Raw genomic sequence first — 15,125 nt, forward strand, 5'->3', positions numbered from 1 at the left:
TCAGGCTCCTTCCGGGATGTCGCGGCCGAGCGCTTCGGCGACGGAGACGGTCCGGCGTTCGATCCGCTTCTCGATGTCGCCGCCGACCTCGACGATGCGGTGCACATAGATGCCGGGCAGGTGGATGCGGTCGGGGTCGAGCTCGCCCGGCTGGAAAAGATGCTCGACCTGCACGATGCAGGTCCGGCCGGCCATGGCCGCGAGCGGGTTGAAGTTGCGGGCCGCCTTGTTAAAGATGAGGTTCCCGTGGGTGTCGCCTGCAGCGGCGTGCACGAGCGCGAAGTCCGTGACGATCGCCTCCTCCAGCACGTAGTCGCCGGCACGGCCGTTCAGCTCGAAGCTGCGGACGTCCTTGGCGGGCGAGGCCACGGCGACGCCGCCGGTTCCGTCGTACTTGCGCGGGAGGCCTCCCTCCGCGACCTGCGTGCCGACACCGGTCTGCGTGTAGAACGCGGCGATCCCCGACCCGCCGGCGCGGAGCTTCTCGGCGAGCGTGCCCTGCGGGGTGAGCTCGAGTTCGAGCTCGCCGCTGAGGAACTGCCGCTCGAACTCCTTGTTCTCGCCCACGTAGGAGGAGGTCATCTTGCGGATGCGCTTCGCGTTCAGCAGCACCCCGAGGCCCCAGTCGTCCACGCCGCAGTTGTTCGAGACGATCGACAGATCGGTCGTCCCCTGCGCCAGGAGCGCCTCGATGAGCGCGATGGGATTGCCGGAGAGCCCGAAGCCCCCGACGGCCAGGGATGCCCCATCCGGGATGTCGGCGACGGCCTCGGCCGCCGACGCGAACGTCTTGTCGATCACACTGCACTCCCTCGTGTCGTCCCCCCAGCATCCTGCCGCGCCGAGGGTACGACAAGGCGGGGTTTGCCATGTGGGAGCCGGGCCGCCTAGTGTCCATCATGTGGACACCCCGACCAGGACCGTGCCCGGCGCGCAGGCGATCGCCCGCGCCGCCGCGCTGCTGCGGCTCGTGACGGCGGGCGGCGAGCACGGACGCGGCGTGCAGGAGCTCGCCCGGGACGCCGGGCTCTCCCGGTCGACCGCGCACCGGCTGCTCACGGCCCTGCGCGCGGAGGGCCTCGTGGATCAGGACGAGCGCACGTCGCGGTGGATGCCGGGACCCGAGCTGTTCCTCATGGGCTCGGTGGCCGCGGCGCGTTATGACGTGACGCACCTCGCCGGCGACATCGTCCGCTCGCTCGCCGTCAGGACGGAGGAGAGCGCCTTCCTCTCGGTGCGGCGCGGCGATGAGACGGTGTGCCTGCTGCGCGAGGAGGGGTCGTTCCCCATCCGCTCCTTCGTGCTCAGCGAGGGCGTGCGCTTCCCGCTGGGCGTCGCCTCGGCGGGACTCGCGATCCTCGCGTTCCTCCCCGAGGCGGAGGGCGAGGCCTATTTCGCGCGTCATCCGGAGCTCGCCACGAGCTGGGGGGCGTCCCACGATGCGGACGCGCTGCGCCCGCGCCTTGCGGAGACCCGCGACCGGGGCTACGCCGTCAACCCGGGTCTCATCGTGGAGGGCAGCTGGGGAATCGGCGCGGCCGTGTTCGACCAGTCCGGCAGCCCGGCCTGGGCGCTGAGCCTCACGGGCGTCGGATTCCGGTTCGGGCCCGACCGGCTGACGCTCCTCGGTCGCACGCTGCTGGCCCACGCGCACCAGCTGACGACCCGCATCGCGTCTGCCCGGCGCGGCGTCAGCCGAGCGCGCTGAGCTCCTCCCGGATGACAGCCGCCACGCCGCGGGCGCCGGGCTCGGACATGACGACGGTGTAGTGGTTGAGGTCGTCCCAGCGCTCGTGCCGCACGGCGGGATAGGTCGCCACCAGGCGCGCCGCGTGCTCCGGCGAGTACAGCCCCGGCGCCTCGTTCTGCAGACCGCGCGGCACGGTGAGGAACCGCGTCGGGTGGCCGAGGGCCGCGAGGGCGTCGGTGACCGCCGTGCCGGTGTTGAGGTCGACGGTGTCCTCGAGGGTCGTCCGGTAGCTCGTCGCGGGACGCAGCGACCCGCCGCCGTCCGGCACAAGATCGTACGCCAGGTACTCCTCGAGCTCCGGCGTCCAGTCCGCCGCGAACGCCGGGTGCGCACGCCACAGGGCGAGGTAGGCGGCGACGTCGGGGAAGCGCATCGACAGGCGCTCGGCCGTGGGTCCGAGGATGGCGGCGACGAGCTCGTCGCCGGAGAGCCCCGGCGGGGTCGCGAGCGGGAGGCCGCCGTCGACGAGCAGCAGGCGCGCGAGCAGGCCGGGATGCCGGTGCGCGAACGCGAGCGACACGAACGCGCCCATGGAATGCCCGACCACGAGCCCGGCCGGGATGTCCAGGTGCGCGAAGACCGCCGCGAGGTCGTCGGCATGGGCGGCCATGCCGGCCGGTCCGCTGAGCTCGTTGCTGCGGCCGCGGCCGCGCAGGTCGGGGGCGACGATCCGGACGCCCGGCAGCGCCTCCGCGACGAGCTGCCAGGCGAGATGCGACGCCGTGACGCCGTGCACCGCGACGACCGTCGGGGCGCCGGGGGTGCCGTCCTCCCAGACCCCCACGCGCAGGTCGCCGCCGCGGACCGGCACGTCGAGCGTGCGATAGGTCCGCGTCATCGCGCCGTCCACCCGCCGTCCATCGTGTAGCTCGCGCCCGTGACCATGCCGGCGCGGTCCGACGCCAGCCAGCCGGCGAGGGAGGCGACCTCGTCGGCCTCGACGAGGCGCTTGATGGCGGTCTCGGTGAGCATGATCTTCTCCACGACCTCGCTCTCCGGGATGCCGTGCAGCGTCGCCTGGTCGGCGATCTGCTTCTCCACGAGCGGCGTCCGCACGTAGGCCGGGTTGATGCAGTTGCTCGTGACCCCGTGCGGCCCGCCCTCCAGCGCCGTCACCTTGGACAGCCCCTCGAGGGCGTGCTTGGCCGAGACGTACGCCGACTTGTAGGCGCTCGCTCGCAGGCCGTGGGCGCTGGAGATGTTGATGATCCGCCCCCAGGAGCGTTCGTACATCCGGGGCAGCACGGCGCGGATGAGGAGGAAGGGCGACTCGACCATGAGGCGGTGCATGAAGCGGAACCGCTCCGGGTCGAACTCGTGGATCGGGGCGACCGTCTGCACTCCGGCGTTGTTGACGAGGATGTCGACATCGAGGTCGAGCCGCTCCTGGGCCGCCGTGTCGGACAGGTCGACGACCCACGACTCCCCCGCGACGGCCGCTGCCGCGTCCGCGGCGGCCTCCGCGTTGAAGTCGGCGACGATCACGTGCGCACCGCGCGCGGCGAACTCGTGCGCGCACGCGAGGCCGATGCCGCTGCCCGCGCCCGTGATGAGGGCGCGCCGCCCCGCGAGATCCTGTTCAGTCATCCTCTGCTCCCTTGCTCGTCCGCGCCGCCAGCGCGTTCTGGATGAACCGCATCATGTGGTCGATCACCTCGGCCGGCATCGTCGCCGGGGGCTTGCCGTCGGCATCCCGCTCCCACAGCAGGAACCGCATGCCGATCAGCTCTCCCACACCCATGAGCGCCCATGCCGTCACCTCGGGGTCGAGCCGGTCGTCGACGTCGCCGTGCTGCTGCGCGGCGCGCAGGCCCGCCTCGTACCCCTCGACGATGCGCGTGTAGTGCAGGCGCAGCGTCTCCGGGGACACGAACTCGGCCTCTCGCACGATCCGGTACAGGGCCGGGTGGGCCGCGGTGAAGCGGAAGAACCCCTCGAAGCCCGCCCGCTCCGCGTCGATGCGGTTCGCGGCTCCCGCCATCGCCTCGGCCATCGAGTGGCGGACGCGCCGGTTGAGGTCGACGACGAGCTCCTCGAAGATCTGCTGCTTGCCGTCGAAGTAGAGGTAGAAGGTGCCGAGGCCGATGCCCGCGCGCTCGGTGATCTTGACGATGGAGGCCTCGTGGTAGCCGACCGCCGCGAAGACCACCTCGGCGGCCTCCAGCAGCTTCCGGCGTGTCGCCTCGCCCCGCTTGGTGAGCGGCTTGCCGGTCGTCGCCGACAGCGTGGCGGGCACCTGGCCGAGGGTCTCGACGTGGTCAGCGGCGCTCATGGGCGTCCTCCTGGATCAGGGCGATCGCGCGTTCGCGCAGCGCCGCCCGGGCGATCTTCTCGATGGTCGAGCGGGGCAGCTCGTCGAGGAAGCCGATGCGCACGGGCACTTTGAAGCCGGCGAGCTCGGCGCGCGCGTGGGCGAGCACCTCGTCCTCGCCGAGCGCGACGCCCGGGCGCCGGACCACGAACGCGACGCCGCGCTCCCCCCACACGGGATCGGGAACGCCGACCACCGCCGCATCGGCGATCCCGGGATGCAGCCGCAGGGCGCGCTCGACCTCGGCCGGCGCGACGTTCTCGCCGCCGGAGATGTAGACGTCCTTCAACCGGTCGACGATCGTGAAGACGCCGTCGGCGCCCCGGTGGACGATGTCGCCCGTGCGCAGCCATTCCCCGTGCCGGGCGCGCGCCGTCGCGTCCTCGTCGTGCAGATAGCCGGTGAAGACGCTGGGCCCCCGCACCCAGAGCTCCCCCGTCGCCGCGCCGTCCAGCGGAAGGAGGGTCGACGGGTCGACGACGCAGACGTCGACGTGCGGGTAGGGCCGGCCCACGGCGCCGGGATGACGGAGGGCCTCGGCGCCGGGGAGGAAGAGGACGTTGGGCGCCGCCTCGGTGAGCCCGTAGCCCTGGGTGAGCGGCACCCCGGCGTCGGCCCACGCCGTCGCCAGATCGAGCGGCATCGTCGCACCGCCGACGAGGGCGACGCGCAGACTCCGGAGGGCAGAGCCCCGAAAGCGCGGATCGTCCGCGAGCTGCCGGTACTGGGTGGGGACGCCCATCATGGCCGTGACCCCCCGCTCGGCGATGAGCTGCAGGACGCGGCTCGGCTGGAACGACCGTTCCAGCACGACGGTCGCCCCGACCCACCAGGCGAGGAGGGGCTGCACGTTCCAGGCGGCCACGTGGAACTGCGGGAGCATGGCGAGGACGACGTCGTCGGCGGTGAGCTGCATGGCCCCGGCGAGGGCGAGGTTGTTCCAGAAGCAGTTCGCGTGCGAGAGCACGACGCCCTTCGGCGCGGACTCGCTGCCCGAGGTGTAGATGACCAGGAGGGGGTCATCGTCGCGGACGGGCCGGAGCGGCGCCGCGGGGCCGTGCTTCGCGGGGACCGCGGCCTCGATCTCGGTCGTGCCGAGGAGGGCGACGGGCGGCCTGACCGCCAGGCGGCGGAGCGCCTCGGCGGCGACGCCGACGTACTCGTCCTCGACGAGGACGAGCGCGGGGTCGGATCGGTCCAATGCCTCGCCGAGCTCCCGCGGCGCGAGCCGCCAGGACAGCGGGACGAAGGCGACCCCGGCGCGCGCGCACGCGAAGAACACCACGACATGGTCGATGGAGTTCCCGGAGATCGTCGCGAGGCGATCGCCGGGGCCGTACCCGGCACGGCGGAGGCGCAGGGCGAGTTCGCGGGCCCGGTCATCGAGGTCGGCGTACCCGATCGTGACGCCGCGGTCGTCGATCGCCGTGCGATCCGGCGCCGCCGCCGCCCGGTCGGCGAGCCAGCGCCCCACGGTGTGCGGCCCGTCGCCGCCCTGATCCATCCCGAGGTCGGTCATGCGCGCGCTTCCACGGGGGCGTCGGCTTCCGCGGGGGCGTCGTCGAGCTGGCGCAGCTGCGTCCGCGTCCGCTCGCCCCGGCGCCGGCGGATCGCGGCGTCGACGGTGCCGGCGATGCCGCCGGGCAGGAACATCACGACGAGGATGAACAGCACGCCGAGGAGGAAGAGCGGCTCGGACAACGGGATGCGGAGGACGTCCGGCAGCGTCTCGATCCACTCCGCCCGCGCGAGCGCCGTGAGCCGCTGGTCGAGGATCGTGTAGAGCACGCCCCCCACGATCGCACCCCAGCGGAACCCGACGCCACCGAGGACCACCATGACGAGGACCGTGATGGTGAGGTCGGCGCCCACGGCGCTCGGCTGCGTGCCGGACTGCAGGAGCATGTACGCGATGCCGGCGAGGGCGGCGCACCCCGCCGCGACGACGAAGACGATGAGCTTGGCCGTGTACGGGCGCAGCCCCAGCACCTGCACCCGCAGCTCGTTCTCCCGCGTCGCCTCGGCGAGGTGGCCCAGACGTGACCGGTCCACCCACAGCACCACGAGGTAGACGATCACGAGCACGATGAGCGCGAACCAGTACAGGTTGCGCGTGTTGACGACCCCGACGAGCCACTCCGGAACCTGCGCGACAGGCAGCCGCATCCCCTCTTCGCCGCCGGTGACCTGCTGATTGCGGCGGACGAGGACCGAACCGGCCTGCGCGAAGGCGAGCGTGACCATCGCGAACGGGATGCCGGCGACGCGCATCGAGACGGCGCCGGTGACGACCGCGATGAGGAGCCCGCCGACGAGGGCGATGAGGATGCCGGGCCAGAGCGGCACCTCGAAGTACTTCAGCGCGATGCCCAGGCCGTAGGCGCCGGCGCCGAAGTAGAGGGCATGGCCGAAGGACAGCATCCCGGCCGTGCCGAGGAGCAGGTTGTAGGACAGCGCGAGGGCGGCGAACACCATGCAGAGGGACAGCAGCGCGAGGCTGCCGGGGGTGTAGGTCGGCCCCGGGAGGATCCCGGGCAGCGAGATGTCCAGGAGCGGCAGCACCGCCATGACCACGACGAGTGCCGCGCCGATGACGAACGGCAGGGCGGCGCCCTTCCGGCCGGGGATGAGCGTCGGGACGCCCGTGGTGACGGTCATGCGGTCCTCCCCATGAGTCCGCGCGGGCGGACCAGCAGCACGAGGGCCAGCAGCACGACGACGATGAAGTCGCCGGTGCCCTCCAGGTAGAAGTTCGCGAACTGCTGGAGCACGGCGACGAGCACCGACGCGATCGCGGCGCCGGTGAGGGAGCCGAGGCCGCCGATGACGGTCACGATGAACGCGAAGATGAGCAGCGTCGCCCCGAGGTGGGCCGACACGAAGGTCGAATAGTGCATCGCGAGCACGCCGCCGATGCCGGCCGCGGCGCCGCCGATCGCGAAGACGAGCGTGAAGCTCTTCCGCACGTCGATGCCGAGGGCCGTCACCATGGCGCGGTTCTCGACGCCGGCGCGGATGATCATGCCGTAGCGCGTCTTCTGCAGGAACAGCACGAGCGCGGCCAGCACGATGGCGGCGGCGATCATGAGCACCCAGTAGGTGTTCGGGATCTTCGCGCCGAGCACCTCGGTGGTGCCCTTGAGCCACGGGGGTCCCGCGATGTTGATGGCGTCCGTCCCCCAGATGCCCTCGAACAGCGCGACGGCGGCGAAGGACAGGCCCACCGTGACGAGCACCTGCTCGATGTGCCGCTCGTACAGCGGGCGGATGAGGATGAGCTCGGTCAGCGTCGCGAAGACCGCGCCGACGGCGGCGCCCACGAGGATCGAGACGAGGAACGAGCCCCAGGATGCCGTGCCGAGGGCCTGCGCGACCTGCCAGCCGATGAAGGCGCTGAGGGTCAGGAACGCGCCGTGCGCGAAGTTCAGCACGTGCATGAGTCCGTAGATGAGGCTGAGGCCCGATGCGACGAGGAAGTACAGCGCGCCGAGACCGATGCCGGTGAGGAGGATGAGGACGAGGCTGCTCACGCGTGCACCTCCGCGCTGACGCCGAGGAGGCGCATCGTGAGGGCGCGGTCGTCGAGGATCTCCCGGGCAGGCCCCGTGTGCACGACCCGGCCGCCGGCGATCACGACGGCGTCGTCGGCGAGCTGGCGGACGACGTCGAGGTTCTGCTCGACGAGCAGGATGGGGACGATCTTGGCGGCTTCCTGCAGCGCGTCGGCGACTTCGGCGACGATGCGCGGCGCGAGGCCCTTCGTGGGCTCGTCGACGAGCAGGAGGACGTTCTCGTTCAGGAGCGCCCGCGCGAGGGAGACCATCTGCTGCTGGCCGCCGGAGAGCGTCCCGGCCATCTGACCCCGACGGGCCACGAGGTCGGGGAAGAGCTCGGCGACGAACTCGCGGCGCGGGTTCTTGGTGCGCTCGGCGAGCGCGAGGTTCTCGGCCACCGTGAGCTTGGCGAAGACCTCGCGGTCCTCCGGGACGTACCCCACTCCGCGCTGCACGATCCGGTGGGTGGGAAGAGAGTCGATGCGCTCCCCCGCGAGCGTCACCGCGCCACGGCGGCTGATGAGGCCCAGGATGCCGCGGAGCGTCGAGGTCTTCCCGACGCCGTTGCGTCCGAGGACCGCCGTGATGCCCGTGGCCGGGACGGCGAAGGTGACGTCCTCCACGACCTGCTGGCCCGCGATGGAGGCCGACAGATGCTCGACGGTGAGGATCGGCGCCGTCATGCCGCGGTCCCGAGGTAGGCGCTCTGCACGGTGGGGTTCTCCATGATCTTCTGGGGCGTGTCGAACGCGATGATCGAGCCGGCGTACATGACGGCGACCTTCTCGACGAGCCCCATGAGGACGTCGATGTGGTGCTCCACCATGAGCACGGTGCACTGCTTGTCGCGCTGCATGTCGCGGATGTTCTCCACGAGTCCCGCGACGTCCCCCGACGCGACGCCCGCCATCGGCTCGTCCAGCAGCACGATGGCGGCGTCGGTCGCGAGGATCACCGCGATCTCGAGCTTTCGCTTGTCGCCGTGCGACAGGTCGCCGGCCGGGGTGTCGAGCTTGTGGGTGAGGCCCACCAGGGTCAGCTTCTCCAGCGCGAGGGCCGTCGCGGCGTCCGTCCGCCGCGGGAAGCGCAGGAGGGAGTAGTTGCCGCCGAGGGAGACCTGGGCCGCGAGCCGCACGTTCTCCAGGACGCTCAGCCGCGGGAACAGACTCGAGGTCTGGAAGGTGCGCCCCAGTCCCGCCCGCGCCCGCTGGGGCACGGACGAGCGGGTGACGTCGTCGCCGTTCATCAGGATGCGGCCTGCCGTCGGCCGTGCGACGCCGGAGATCACGTTGAAGAGCGTGGTCTTGCCGGCGCCGTTCGGGCCGATCACGCCGACCAGGGAGCCGGGCGCGACGTCGAGGTCGACATCCTTCAGAATGGTGGCTCCGCCGATCTGCAGGCCGAGGCCCTCGATGCGGAGCGCGGACGGGACGGGACTCACGGTGCCTCGGCCGGTGCGACCTCGTCGGCGGCGACGGTGTCCACGAGTTCCGGGACGAAGCCGGACCCGTCGGCGACGAGCTTGACCTGGTACATCTCCTGCAGCAGGGCGTGGTCGCTCGCGCGCACCGTCATGGCGCCCTTGGGGCCGTCGAACTCGAAGCCCTCCAGCGCCGAGATCATGGCATCCACGTCACCCTTGCCCTCTTCGATGGCGTGCACCAGCATGAGTGCCGCGTTGAACCCGTCCGGCGTGAACAGGTCCGGCGTGCCGCCGGCTGCCTCCACGGCCTCGACCATCGCGGCGTTCACGTCGTTGTCGGGGGCGCCGGCGAAGTAGTGGTTCAGGAAGCTGATCTTCTCGGACGCCTCGCCGTACGCGCCGAACGTGGCGGTGTCGCCGAGCCCGGTGACGACCGGGATGTCGTCGAGGACGCCCTGCTGGCTCATCGCCTGCCACATCGCGCCGGAGGTGGCGCCGGCCCATGCGACGAAGACGAGGTCGGGCTGGGCGGTCAGCACCTGCTGCGCGAACGGGGTGAACTCGGTCACGTCCTCCGCGACGAGGACGCTGTTCACGGTCGCGCCCTTGCCGCCGAGGATCGCCTTGACGGCGGCCTCGTTGCCCTGCCCGAACGCGTTGTTCTGCGCGAAGACCGTGACGGTCTTGCCGGAGATGTCGTCGAGGAAGGTGCCGGCAGTCGCGACGTCCTGCGCGGACTGGCGGCCGGTGCGGAACGTGTAGTCGTTGATGCCGGTGACGGCGTCGGCGGCGGCGGGGCCGGAGAGGAAGAGGACCTGGTTCTGCGCGGCCTGCTCGGCCACGGCCAGCGCGACGCCGGAGGAGGCGCTGCCGGCGAGGATGTTCACGCCCTCGCCGATGAGCTCCTTCGCGAGGTTGACGGCGGTGTCGGGGTCCCCCGCGTCGTCGCGGTAGTCGACCGTGATGGTCGTGCCGCCGACCTCGTTGGTGCCGTCGGTGGCGTAGTCGAGCCCGGCCTTGAAGCCGTCGAGATACTGCTTGCCGTATCCGGCCAGCGGGCCGGTCTCGCTCGTGATGACGCCGACCGTGATCTCCTCCGGTCCGGCATCCGCCGTGCCCGATGCGCTCGGGGCGGCGGTCGACGGCGCACAGGCCGCCAGAGCGAGGGCGGCCGTGGCGACCATGGACCCCAGGAGCAACTTCTTCGTAACCCGCATGTGCGTGCCTTTCACCATTGGAAGGGAGTCAGACCTGAGATGTGATTCAGGTATTGCCATCTTGGGCGTGCCGCGCGGAGATGTCAACAACACATGCATGAGGTATATATCTTGGATATGCTTTTCGGGTGACCCGATCCGAGGACGTCCTCCATCTCATGCTCGGTGCGCACGCCCTGACCCGGATGGCGGCGCTGGACACCCGGTCCGAGACCCCCGCGGCACAGTGGCGCACGCTCAGCCTCCTGCGCGACCACGGCCCGCAGCGTCTCGGCGATCTCGCGCGCCGGAGCCGCATCAGCCAGCCCGGCATGACGCGCCTCGCCGGTCAGCTGGCGGAGGCCGGTCTGCTCGAGCGCAGCGCCGATCCCGCGGACTCGCGGGCCACCGTGCTGTCCGCGACCCCCGCCGGACTCGCGGCCCTCGAGGCATGGCTCGAGGAGCTCGGGGCCGCGCTGACGCCGCGATTCGGCGACCTGAGCGACGAGGACTGGGAGATCCTGCGCCGCGCTGCCGCCATCCTCGCCCGCAAGACCGCAACCCCGGAAGAGAGCCGATGACCACCACCCCGACACCGCCCACCGCGCCCGGCATCTGGCGGCAGCCCGCACAGGTCTGGGCGGTCGCCTTCGCGTGCGTCGTCGCCTTCATGGGCATCGGGCTGGTCGACCCGATCCTCCCCGCGATCGCCGAATCGCTGGAGGCCTCGCCCGTCGAGACGGAGCTGCTCTTCACGAGCTACCTGGTCGTCACGGGGCTCGCGATGCTCGTCACGAGCTGGCTGTCCAGCCGCATCGGCGCGAAGGCCACACTGCTCATCGGCCTCGCCCTCGTGATCGTCTTCGCGCTGCTGTGCGCCCTCTCCGGCAGCGTCGACGCCGTCATCGGCTTCCGCGCCGGCTGGGGTCTCGGCAACGCGCTGTTCATCTCGACGGCGCTCGCGACGATCGTGGGGGCCGCCTCCGGCGGCAGCGCCGCCGCGATCGTGCTTTACGAGGCCGCCCTCGGCCTCGGGATCGCGATCGGCCCGCTCGTCGGCGGCATCCTCGGCGAAGTGAGCTGGCGCGGCCCGTTCTTCGGCGTGGTCGCGCTGATGGCGATCGCCTTCGTCGCGATCGTCGTGCTGCTGCGCACGCCGAACGAGACGCGCACCCCCACGGCGCTGTCGGCGCCGTTCCAGGCGCTCCGCCAGCCCGCGCTCGCGGTCCTCGCCGTGACGGCCCTGTTCTACAACATCGGGTTCTTCGTCCTCCTGGCCTTCTCGCCGTTCCCGCTGGGGTTCGGCGCCATGGGCATCGGACTCACGTTCTTCGGGTGGGGCGTCGCCCTCGCCATCACGAGCGTCTGGGTCGCTCCCCTGCTGCTGCGCGGCATGCGCCGGACGACCGCCATGATGACCGTCCTGCCCCTCCTCGCGATCGACCTCGTGCTCGCCGGCCTCTTCGCCGCGAACCCGGGAGCCCTCGTCGTGTGCATCATCGTGGGCGGGCTGCTCCTCGGCGTCATGAACACGATCCTCACCGAGTCGGTGATGGAGGCCACCGACCAGCCACGCTCGGTCGCCAGCGCCGCGTACTCCGCCGTGCGGTTCCTCGGCGGCGCCGCGGCCCTGACGATCCTCCTCGGCCGGAAGGCGCTCGCACGGGTCGACGCGCACCGGGCGGACGCGGCGGAAGAGGCGGCCGCGGTGCTGGTGGGCGACGCCGCCTGAGAGGCCCGGCGCCGCATTCCGCGGCGGAAAAGGGACAGCCCCGGTGACTGGCGAGAGTCTCCGGGGCTGTTCCGTGCACCCCCAGGGACTTGAACCCTGAACCCACTGATTAAGAGTCAGTTGCTCTGCCGATTGAGCTAGAGGTGCGTGCCGTTCACACGAGGCGAACGAGGATCAACGTTATCATCCCGATGCGGTCGATCGCCAATCGAGGCCACCCCGGCCGTCTATCCTGGGAGACGTGACCTCCCCCTCCCCCTCGCCGTCCTGGAGCGCGCCCATAGACGGTGACCTGGCGGAGGATCTGGCCCTGGCACTGCGGATCGCGGATGCCGCCGACGCCGTCACGATGAGCCGCTTCGACGCCGCGGACCTCGACATCCGCACGAAGGCGGACGCGACCCACGTCACGGAAGCCGACCTCGCCGCCGAGCGCGCGATCCGCGAGGTCCTCGCGGAGGAGCGGCCCGGCGACGGCGTCTTCGGCGAGGAGTACGGCGTCACGGGCGACACCGCCCGCCAGTGGATCATCGACCCGATCGACGGCACCGCGAACTACCTCAAGGGCATCCCGATGTGGACGACCCTCATCGCGCTCGCGATCGACGGCGTGCCCCGCGTCGGCGTCGCCAGTCAGCCGGCGCTCGGGCGACGCTGGTGGGCGGCCACCGGCCTCGGCGCCTGGACGAACACGCCGGAGGGGACCCCGCGCCGGCTCGGCGTCTCGACCGTGTCGGACGTCGCCGACGCGAGCGTCAGCTTCCAGAGCATCGCGCAGTGGGACGAGGTCGGACGCAGCGACGACCTCCTCCGCCTCAGCCGGGCCGTCTGGCGCGACCGCGGCTACGGCGACACGTGGCCGTACATGCTGCTCGCCGAAGGCCGGCTCGAGTTCGTCGCGGAGTTCGGCGTGCAGGAGTACGACATCGCCGCCCTCGTGCCCATCGTGACCGAGGCCGGCGGACGGTTCACCGACATCGACGGGCGGGATTCCCTCGCGTCCCGCTCGTCCCTCGCGACCAACGGCATCCTGCACGACGCGTTCCTCTCCCTCATCCGCACCCCGTGAATCGAGAGCCCGCACGCATGCCTCTCCCCCGCCTCTCCCGCGCCGCGCTCCCGCTCGCCCTCGGCGCGCTCCTGTTCACCGCGTGCACGGGGACGCCGGGCGCGCAGCCGACCGAGGTCCCCACCGCACCGGCGCCGGGGGCCGATCCCAGCCCTTCGGCGGTGCCGACGACAGCGCCCGTGGACCCGGCCGACCTGACCTGCGAGAACCTCATCGCCCCGGACGCCGTGGCCGGACTGGAGGCGGAGGGCTGGACCTCGGAGGAGGGCGAGTTCGCCATCAACGACCTCGTGCTCGACGGCATCTCCTGCACATGGGCCCGGCCCGGCGACACGTTCGACGATCTCGTCGTCTTCGGCTGGGCGCCGATCACCGCCGACGAGGCCCAGGAGGCGCAGGAGCAGCTCGAATCGGTGGGGTGGACCGCGCAGGAGAGCGCCGAGGGGCTCTACCTCAGCGAGGCGGACGCGCAGAATCCGGATGCCGTCGGGACGACCTACCTCTTCGGGGACGGCTGGGTGACGATGTCCGACACGCAGCAGGGCCTGCTGCTGATCGAGCAGCCCGCCCGGTAGCCGCCCGGCGCCGACGGCGCCGCGGCGGCGCTAGCGGCCGTCCGCGAGTCCGTGCGCGACGATGTGACGGATGCTCTCCCGCGTCGCCCAGACGAATCCCTCGTGCGACCGCGCCGAACTGGCCCGCCCGGCGGGCGCGTCCGCCGGCGTCGGGGTGAGGACGAGGCGATCCGGGTCCGCCGCGAGGTACCGCTCGATCGTGCGGATGGCGGCGTGCTCGGCGGCCGTCACGAGCGGGGTCTGGTCCGCCCATCCCGACCGGCGCCGGGAGGACGGTGTCAGCTTTTCCGCATCGGCGAACCGCCGCATACCGGAGAGCGGGCGGTCGGCCCGGGACTCGCAGGCGCCGCTGACGAAGTAGAGGAGGCTGTGCTCGTAGACCCGCTGCGTCATCCGCGGCAGCGCGTCGGCCCGCTCGGCGGCATCGGTCATCGTGAAGATGCGCAGCCCGGCGAGCACCGGCGCCACGGCATCCGCTCGCAGGGTCAGCGCGAACCGCTCCGCGCTCGCGGAGGGGGCGAGGAGCACGACGTCGAGCCGGCCGGCGCCGGGCACCGCCCGCCACCGGTCGATGAGGTCGCAGGCGATCATGCTCCCGGCGCTGTGGGCGATCACTGTGACCGGGAGGGGCGGCGCGCCGGCCGCCTCGCGGTCCCGGATCGCCTCGAGCAGCACCGTCACCGCGCCCGTCGGCCCGAGATTGCGGCCGGCGTCCGCCGTCATCTCGTCCCACGCCGCGGCACCCACGCCGACGGCGCGCACGCACTCCTCGAGTACGCTCTGCCGTGGCCCGTGGAGCCAGCCGTACGGCTCGCGCGCCGGGAGCTCGTCGAGGACACCGAACGCGAAGGCCAGGAAGCTGTCGAAGGGCTCGAGCGGCAGCGCGCCGCGACGATCGCCTGCGATCCCGAAGACGGCCCGGTAGGTCTCCGGCGTGAGCGCGGCGCGGAGCAGGTCCCCGTTCAGTGCGTCCACTCCGCCCGCCCGGCGCCGCGGGGGCGTGCGCGCGGCGCGTTCGACCTCGGCCACGAGCAGCGGATCGCTCCGCAGCCGGCGCTCCAGCACCGGCCGCGGCTCGCCCTCCTCGGGCATCTCGGCCACGGCGTCCGCGAGAGCGCCGAAGATCACCCGCGCGGGACCCGCGAACGCATCGAGCAGGCTGTCGAGCAGTCCCGTCTCCCAGACGAGGAAGACCGGGTAGCCGCCGGAGCCCGCGATCTCCGGGGCCAGGCACTCCGCGGTCGTGAGAGCGGCCGAGGTGGTGACGAGCCCGCCGTGGATGTAGAGAACGAGCCCGCGCGGCGAGTCCCCGGCACGGCGGACCATCTCACGCACCTGCGCGCGCGTCGTGGGCGGGCCGGACTCGGCCAGCCTGCCGTCCCGAGAATGCAGGATGTGACGCTCCGCGAACATGTCGTGCTGCGTCATGCCGCCTCCTCGTCACGTCCCGACAGCGTCCCGTGCTGCGCCGACATCGGCAACCCATGTAAAGAATCCTTGACATCCACCCGGGAC

16 protein-coding genes and 1 tRNA gene are annotated in these 15,125 nt (G+C 72.0%); 5 read left to right on the forward strand and 12 right to left on the reverse strand.

Annotation, left to right across the window (positions count from 1 at the left end; genetic code table 11):
* Window positions 1–801 carry a CoA transferase subunit A gene (locus MSA03_RS00705; protein ID WP_147049284.1) on the reverse strand — a complete coding sequence of 267 codons (801 nt, stop codon included), beginning with the start codon at window positions 799–801 and terminating at the stop codon, window positions 1–3.
* A 100-nt stretch (window positions 802–901) separates the two neighbouring features.
* Here MSA03_RS00705 and MSA03_RS00710 point away from each other — a divergent pair, with 100 nt between their 5' ends.
* Entirely contained in the window at window positions 902–1,708 is an 807-nt protein-coding gene (locus MSA03_RS00710; RefSeq protein WP_147049285.1) for an IclR family transcriptional regulator, read from the forward strand.
* Here MSA03_RS00710 and MSA03_RS00715 read toward each other — a convergent pair.
* Genes MSA03_RS00715 through MSA03_RS00755 form a run of 9 tightly spaced genes read right to left on the reverse strand, consistent with a single transcriptional unit; the run spans window position 1,692 to window position 10,255 of the window.
* Window positions 1,692–2,588, reverse strand: a complete 897-nt coding sequence (locus tag MSA03_RS00715; protein WP_147049286.1) for an alpha/beta fold hydrolase — start codon at window positions 2,586–2,588, stop codon at window positions 1,692–1,694. The two genes, MSA03_RS00710 and MSA03_RS00715, sit on opposite strands and share 17 nt — an antisense overlap.
* The gene (locus MSA03_RS00720; protein WP_028495352.1) at window positions 2,585–3,337 is read right to left on the reverse strand and encodes a 3-hydroxybutyrate dehydrogenase; all 753 of its coding nucleotides are present in this window, start codon (window positions 3,335–3,337) and stop codon (window positions 2,585–2,587) included. Before MSA03_RS00720 ends, MSA03_RS00715 begins: the two co-directional genes overlap by 4 nt.
* Window positions 3,330–4,022, reverse strand: a complete 693-nt coding sequence (locus MSA03_RS00725; protein WP_147049287.1) for a TetR/AcrR family transcriptional regulator — start codon at window positions 4,020–4,022, stop codon at window positions 3,330–3,332. The genes MSA03_RS00720 and MSA03_RS00725 overlap by 8 nt, the downstream gene beginning before the upstream one ends.
* Window positions 4,009–5,580, reverse strand: a complete 1,572-nt coding sequence (locus tag MSA03_RS00730) for a class I adenylate-forming enzyme family protein (protein ID WP_244946263.1) — start codon at window positions 5,578–5,580, stop codon at window positions 4,009–4,011. The genes MSA03_RS00725 and MSA03_RS00730 overlap by 14 nt, the downstream gene beginning before the upstream one ends.
* The gene (locus MSA03_RS00735) at window positions 5,577–6,719 is read right to left on the reverse strand and encodes a branched-chain amino acid ABC transporter permease (protein WP_147049288.1); all 1,143 of its coding nucleotides are present in this window, start codon (window positions 6,717–6,719) and stop codon (window positions 5,577–5,579) included. The genes MSA03_RS00730 and MSA03_RS00735 overlap by 4 nt, the downstream gene beginning before the upstream one ends.
* Window positions 6,716–7,591 carry a branched-chain amino acid ABC transporter permease gene (locus tag MSA03_RS00740; protein ID WP_028495348.1) on the reverse strand — a complete coding sequence of 292 codons (876 nt, stop codon included), beginning with the start codon at window positions 7,589–7,591 and terminating at the stop codon, window positions 6,716–6,718. The genes MSA03_RS00735 and MSA03_RS00740 overlap by 4 nt, the downstream gene beginning before the upstream one ends.
* Window positions 7,588–8,298 carry an ABC transporter ATP-binding protein gene (locus MSA03_RS00745; protein WP_147049289.1) on the reverse strand — a complete coding sequence of 237 codons (711 nt, stop codon included), beginning with the start codon at window positions 8,296–8,298 and terminating at the stop codon, window positions 7,588–7,590. The genes MSA03_RS00740 and MSA03_RS00745 overlap by 4 nt, the downstream gene beginning before the upstream one ends.
* Window positions 8,295–9,056 carry an ABC transporter ATP-binding protein gene (locus tag MSA03_RS00750; RefSeq protein WP_147049290.1) on the reverse strand — a complete coding sequence of 254 codons (762 nt, stop codon included), beginning with the start codon at window positions 9,054–9,056 and terminating at the stop codon, window positions 8,295–8,297. The genes MSA03_RS00745 and MSA03_RS00750 overlap by 4 nt, the downstream gene beginning before the upstream one ends.
* Window positions 9,053–10,255 carry a substrate-binding domain-containing protein gene (locus MSA03_RS00755; protein WP_147049291.1) on the reverse strand — a complete coding sequence of 401 codons (1,203 nt, stop codon included), beginning with the start codon at window positions 10,253–10,255 and terminating at the stop codon, window positions 9,053–9,055. The genes MSA03_RS00750 and MSA03_RS00755 overlap by 4 nt, the downstream gene beginning before the upstream one ends.
* A gap of 128 nt (window positions 10,256–10,383) precedes the next feature.
* Between MSA03_RS00755 and MSA03_RS00760 the strand changes: the two genes are divergently transcribed.
* Both MSA03_RS00760 and MSA03_RS00765 read left to right on the forward strand, forming a co-directional pair.
* Entirely contained in the window at window positions 10,384–10,815 is a 432-nt protein-coding gene (locus tag MSA03_RS00760; RefSeq protein WP_147049292.1) for a MarR family winged helix-turn-helix transcriptional regulator, read from the forward strand.
* Window positions 10,812–11,966 carry an MFS transporter gene (locus MSA03_RS00765; protein WP_147049293.1) on the forward strand — a complete coding sequence of 385 codons (1,155 nt, stop codon included), beginning with the start codon at window positions 10,812–10,814 and terminating at the stop codon, window positions 11,964–11,966. The genes MSA03_RS00760 and MSA03_RS00765 overlap by 4 nt, the downstream gene beginning before the upstream one ends.
* Before the next feature lie 74 nt (window positions 11,967–12,040).
* Here MSA03_RS00765 and MSA03_RS00770 read toward each other — a convergent pair.
* Window positions 12,041–12,113: transfer RNA gene (locus tag MSA03_RS00770), tRNA-Lys, on the reverse strand.
* A gap of 94 nt (window positions 12,114–12,207) precedes the next feature.
* Here MSA03_RS00770 and MSA03_RS00775 point away from each other — a divergent pair.
* Window positions 12,208–13,035 carry an inositol monophosphatase family protein gene (locus MSA03_RS00775; protein ID WP_170245434.1) on the forward strand — a complete coding sequence of 276 codons (828 nt, stop codon included), beginning with the start codon at window positions 12,208–12,210 and terminating at the stop codon, window positions 13,033–13,035.
* A 17-nt stretch (window positions 13,036–13,052) separates the two neighbouring features.
* Window positions 13,053–13,610 (forward strand): hypothetical protein, encoded by a 558-nt coding sequence (locus MSA03_RS00780; RefSeq protein WP_028495341.1) that lies wholly within the window; start codon window positions 13,053–13,055, stop codon window positions 13,608–13,610.
* Window positions 13,611–13,640: 30 nt separating this feature from the next.
* On the opposite strand, the gene MSA03_RS00785 is transcribed toward MSA03_RS00780, so the two are convergent.
* The gene (locus MSA03_RS00785) at window positions 13,641–15,038 is read right to left on the reverse strand and encodes a hypothetical protein (protein WP_147049295.1); all 1,398 of its coding nucleotides are present in this window, start codon (window positions 15,036–15,038) and stop codon (window positions 13,641–13,643) included.
* Window positions 15,039–15,125: the final 87 nt, after the last annotated feature.

The sequence above is a fragment of the Microbacterium saccharophilum genome, from assembly GCF_007992455.1.
In the GTDB taxonomy this organism is placed as follows: domain Bacteria; phylum Actinomycetota; class Actinomycetes; order Actinomycetales; family Microbacteriaceae; genus Microbacterium; species Microbacterium saccharophilum.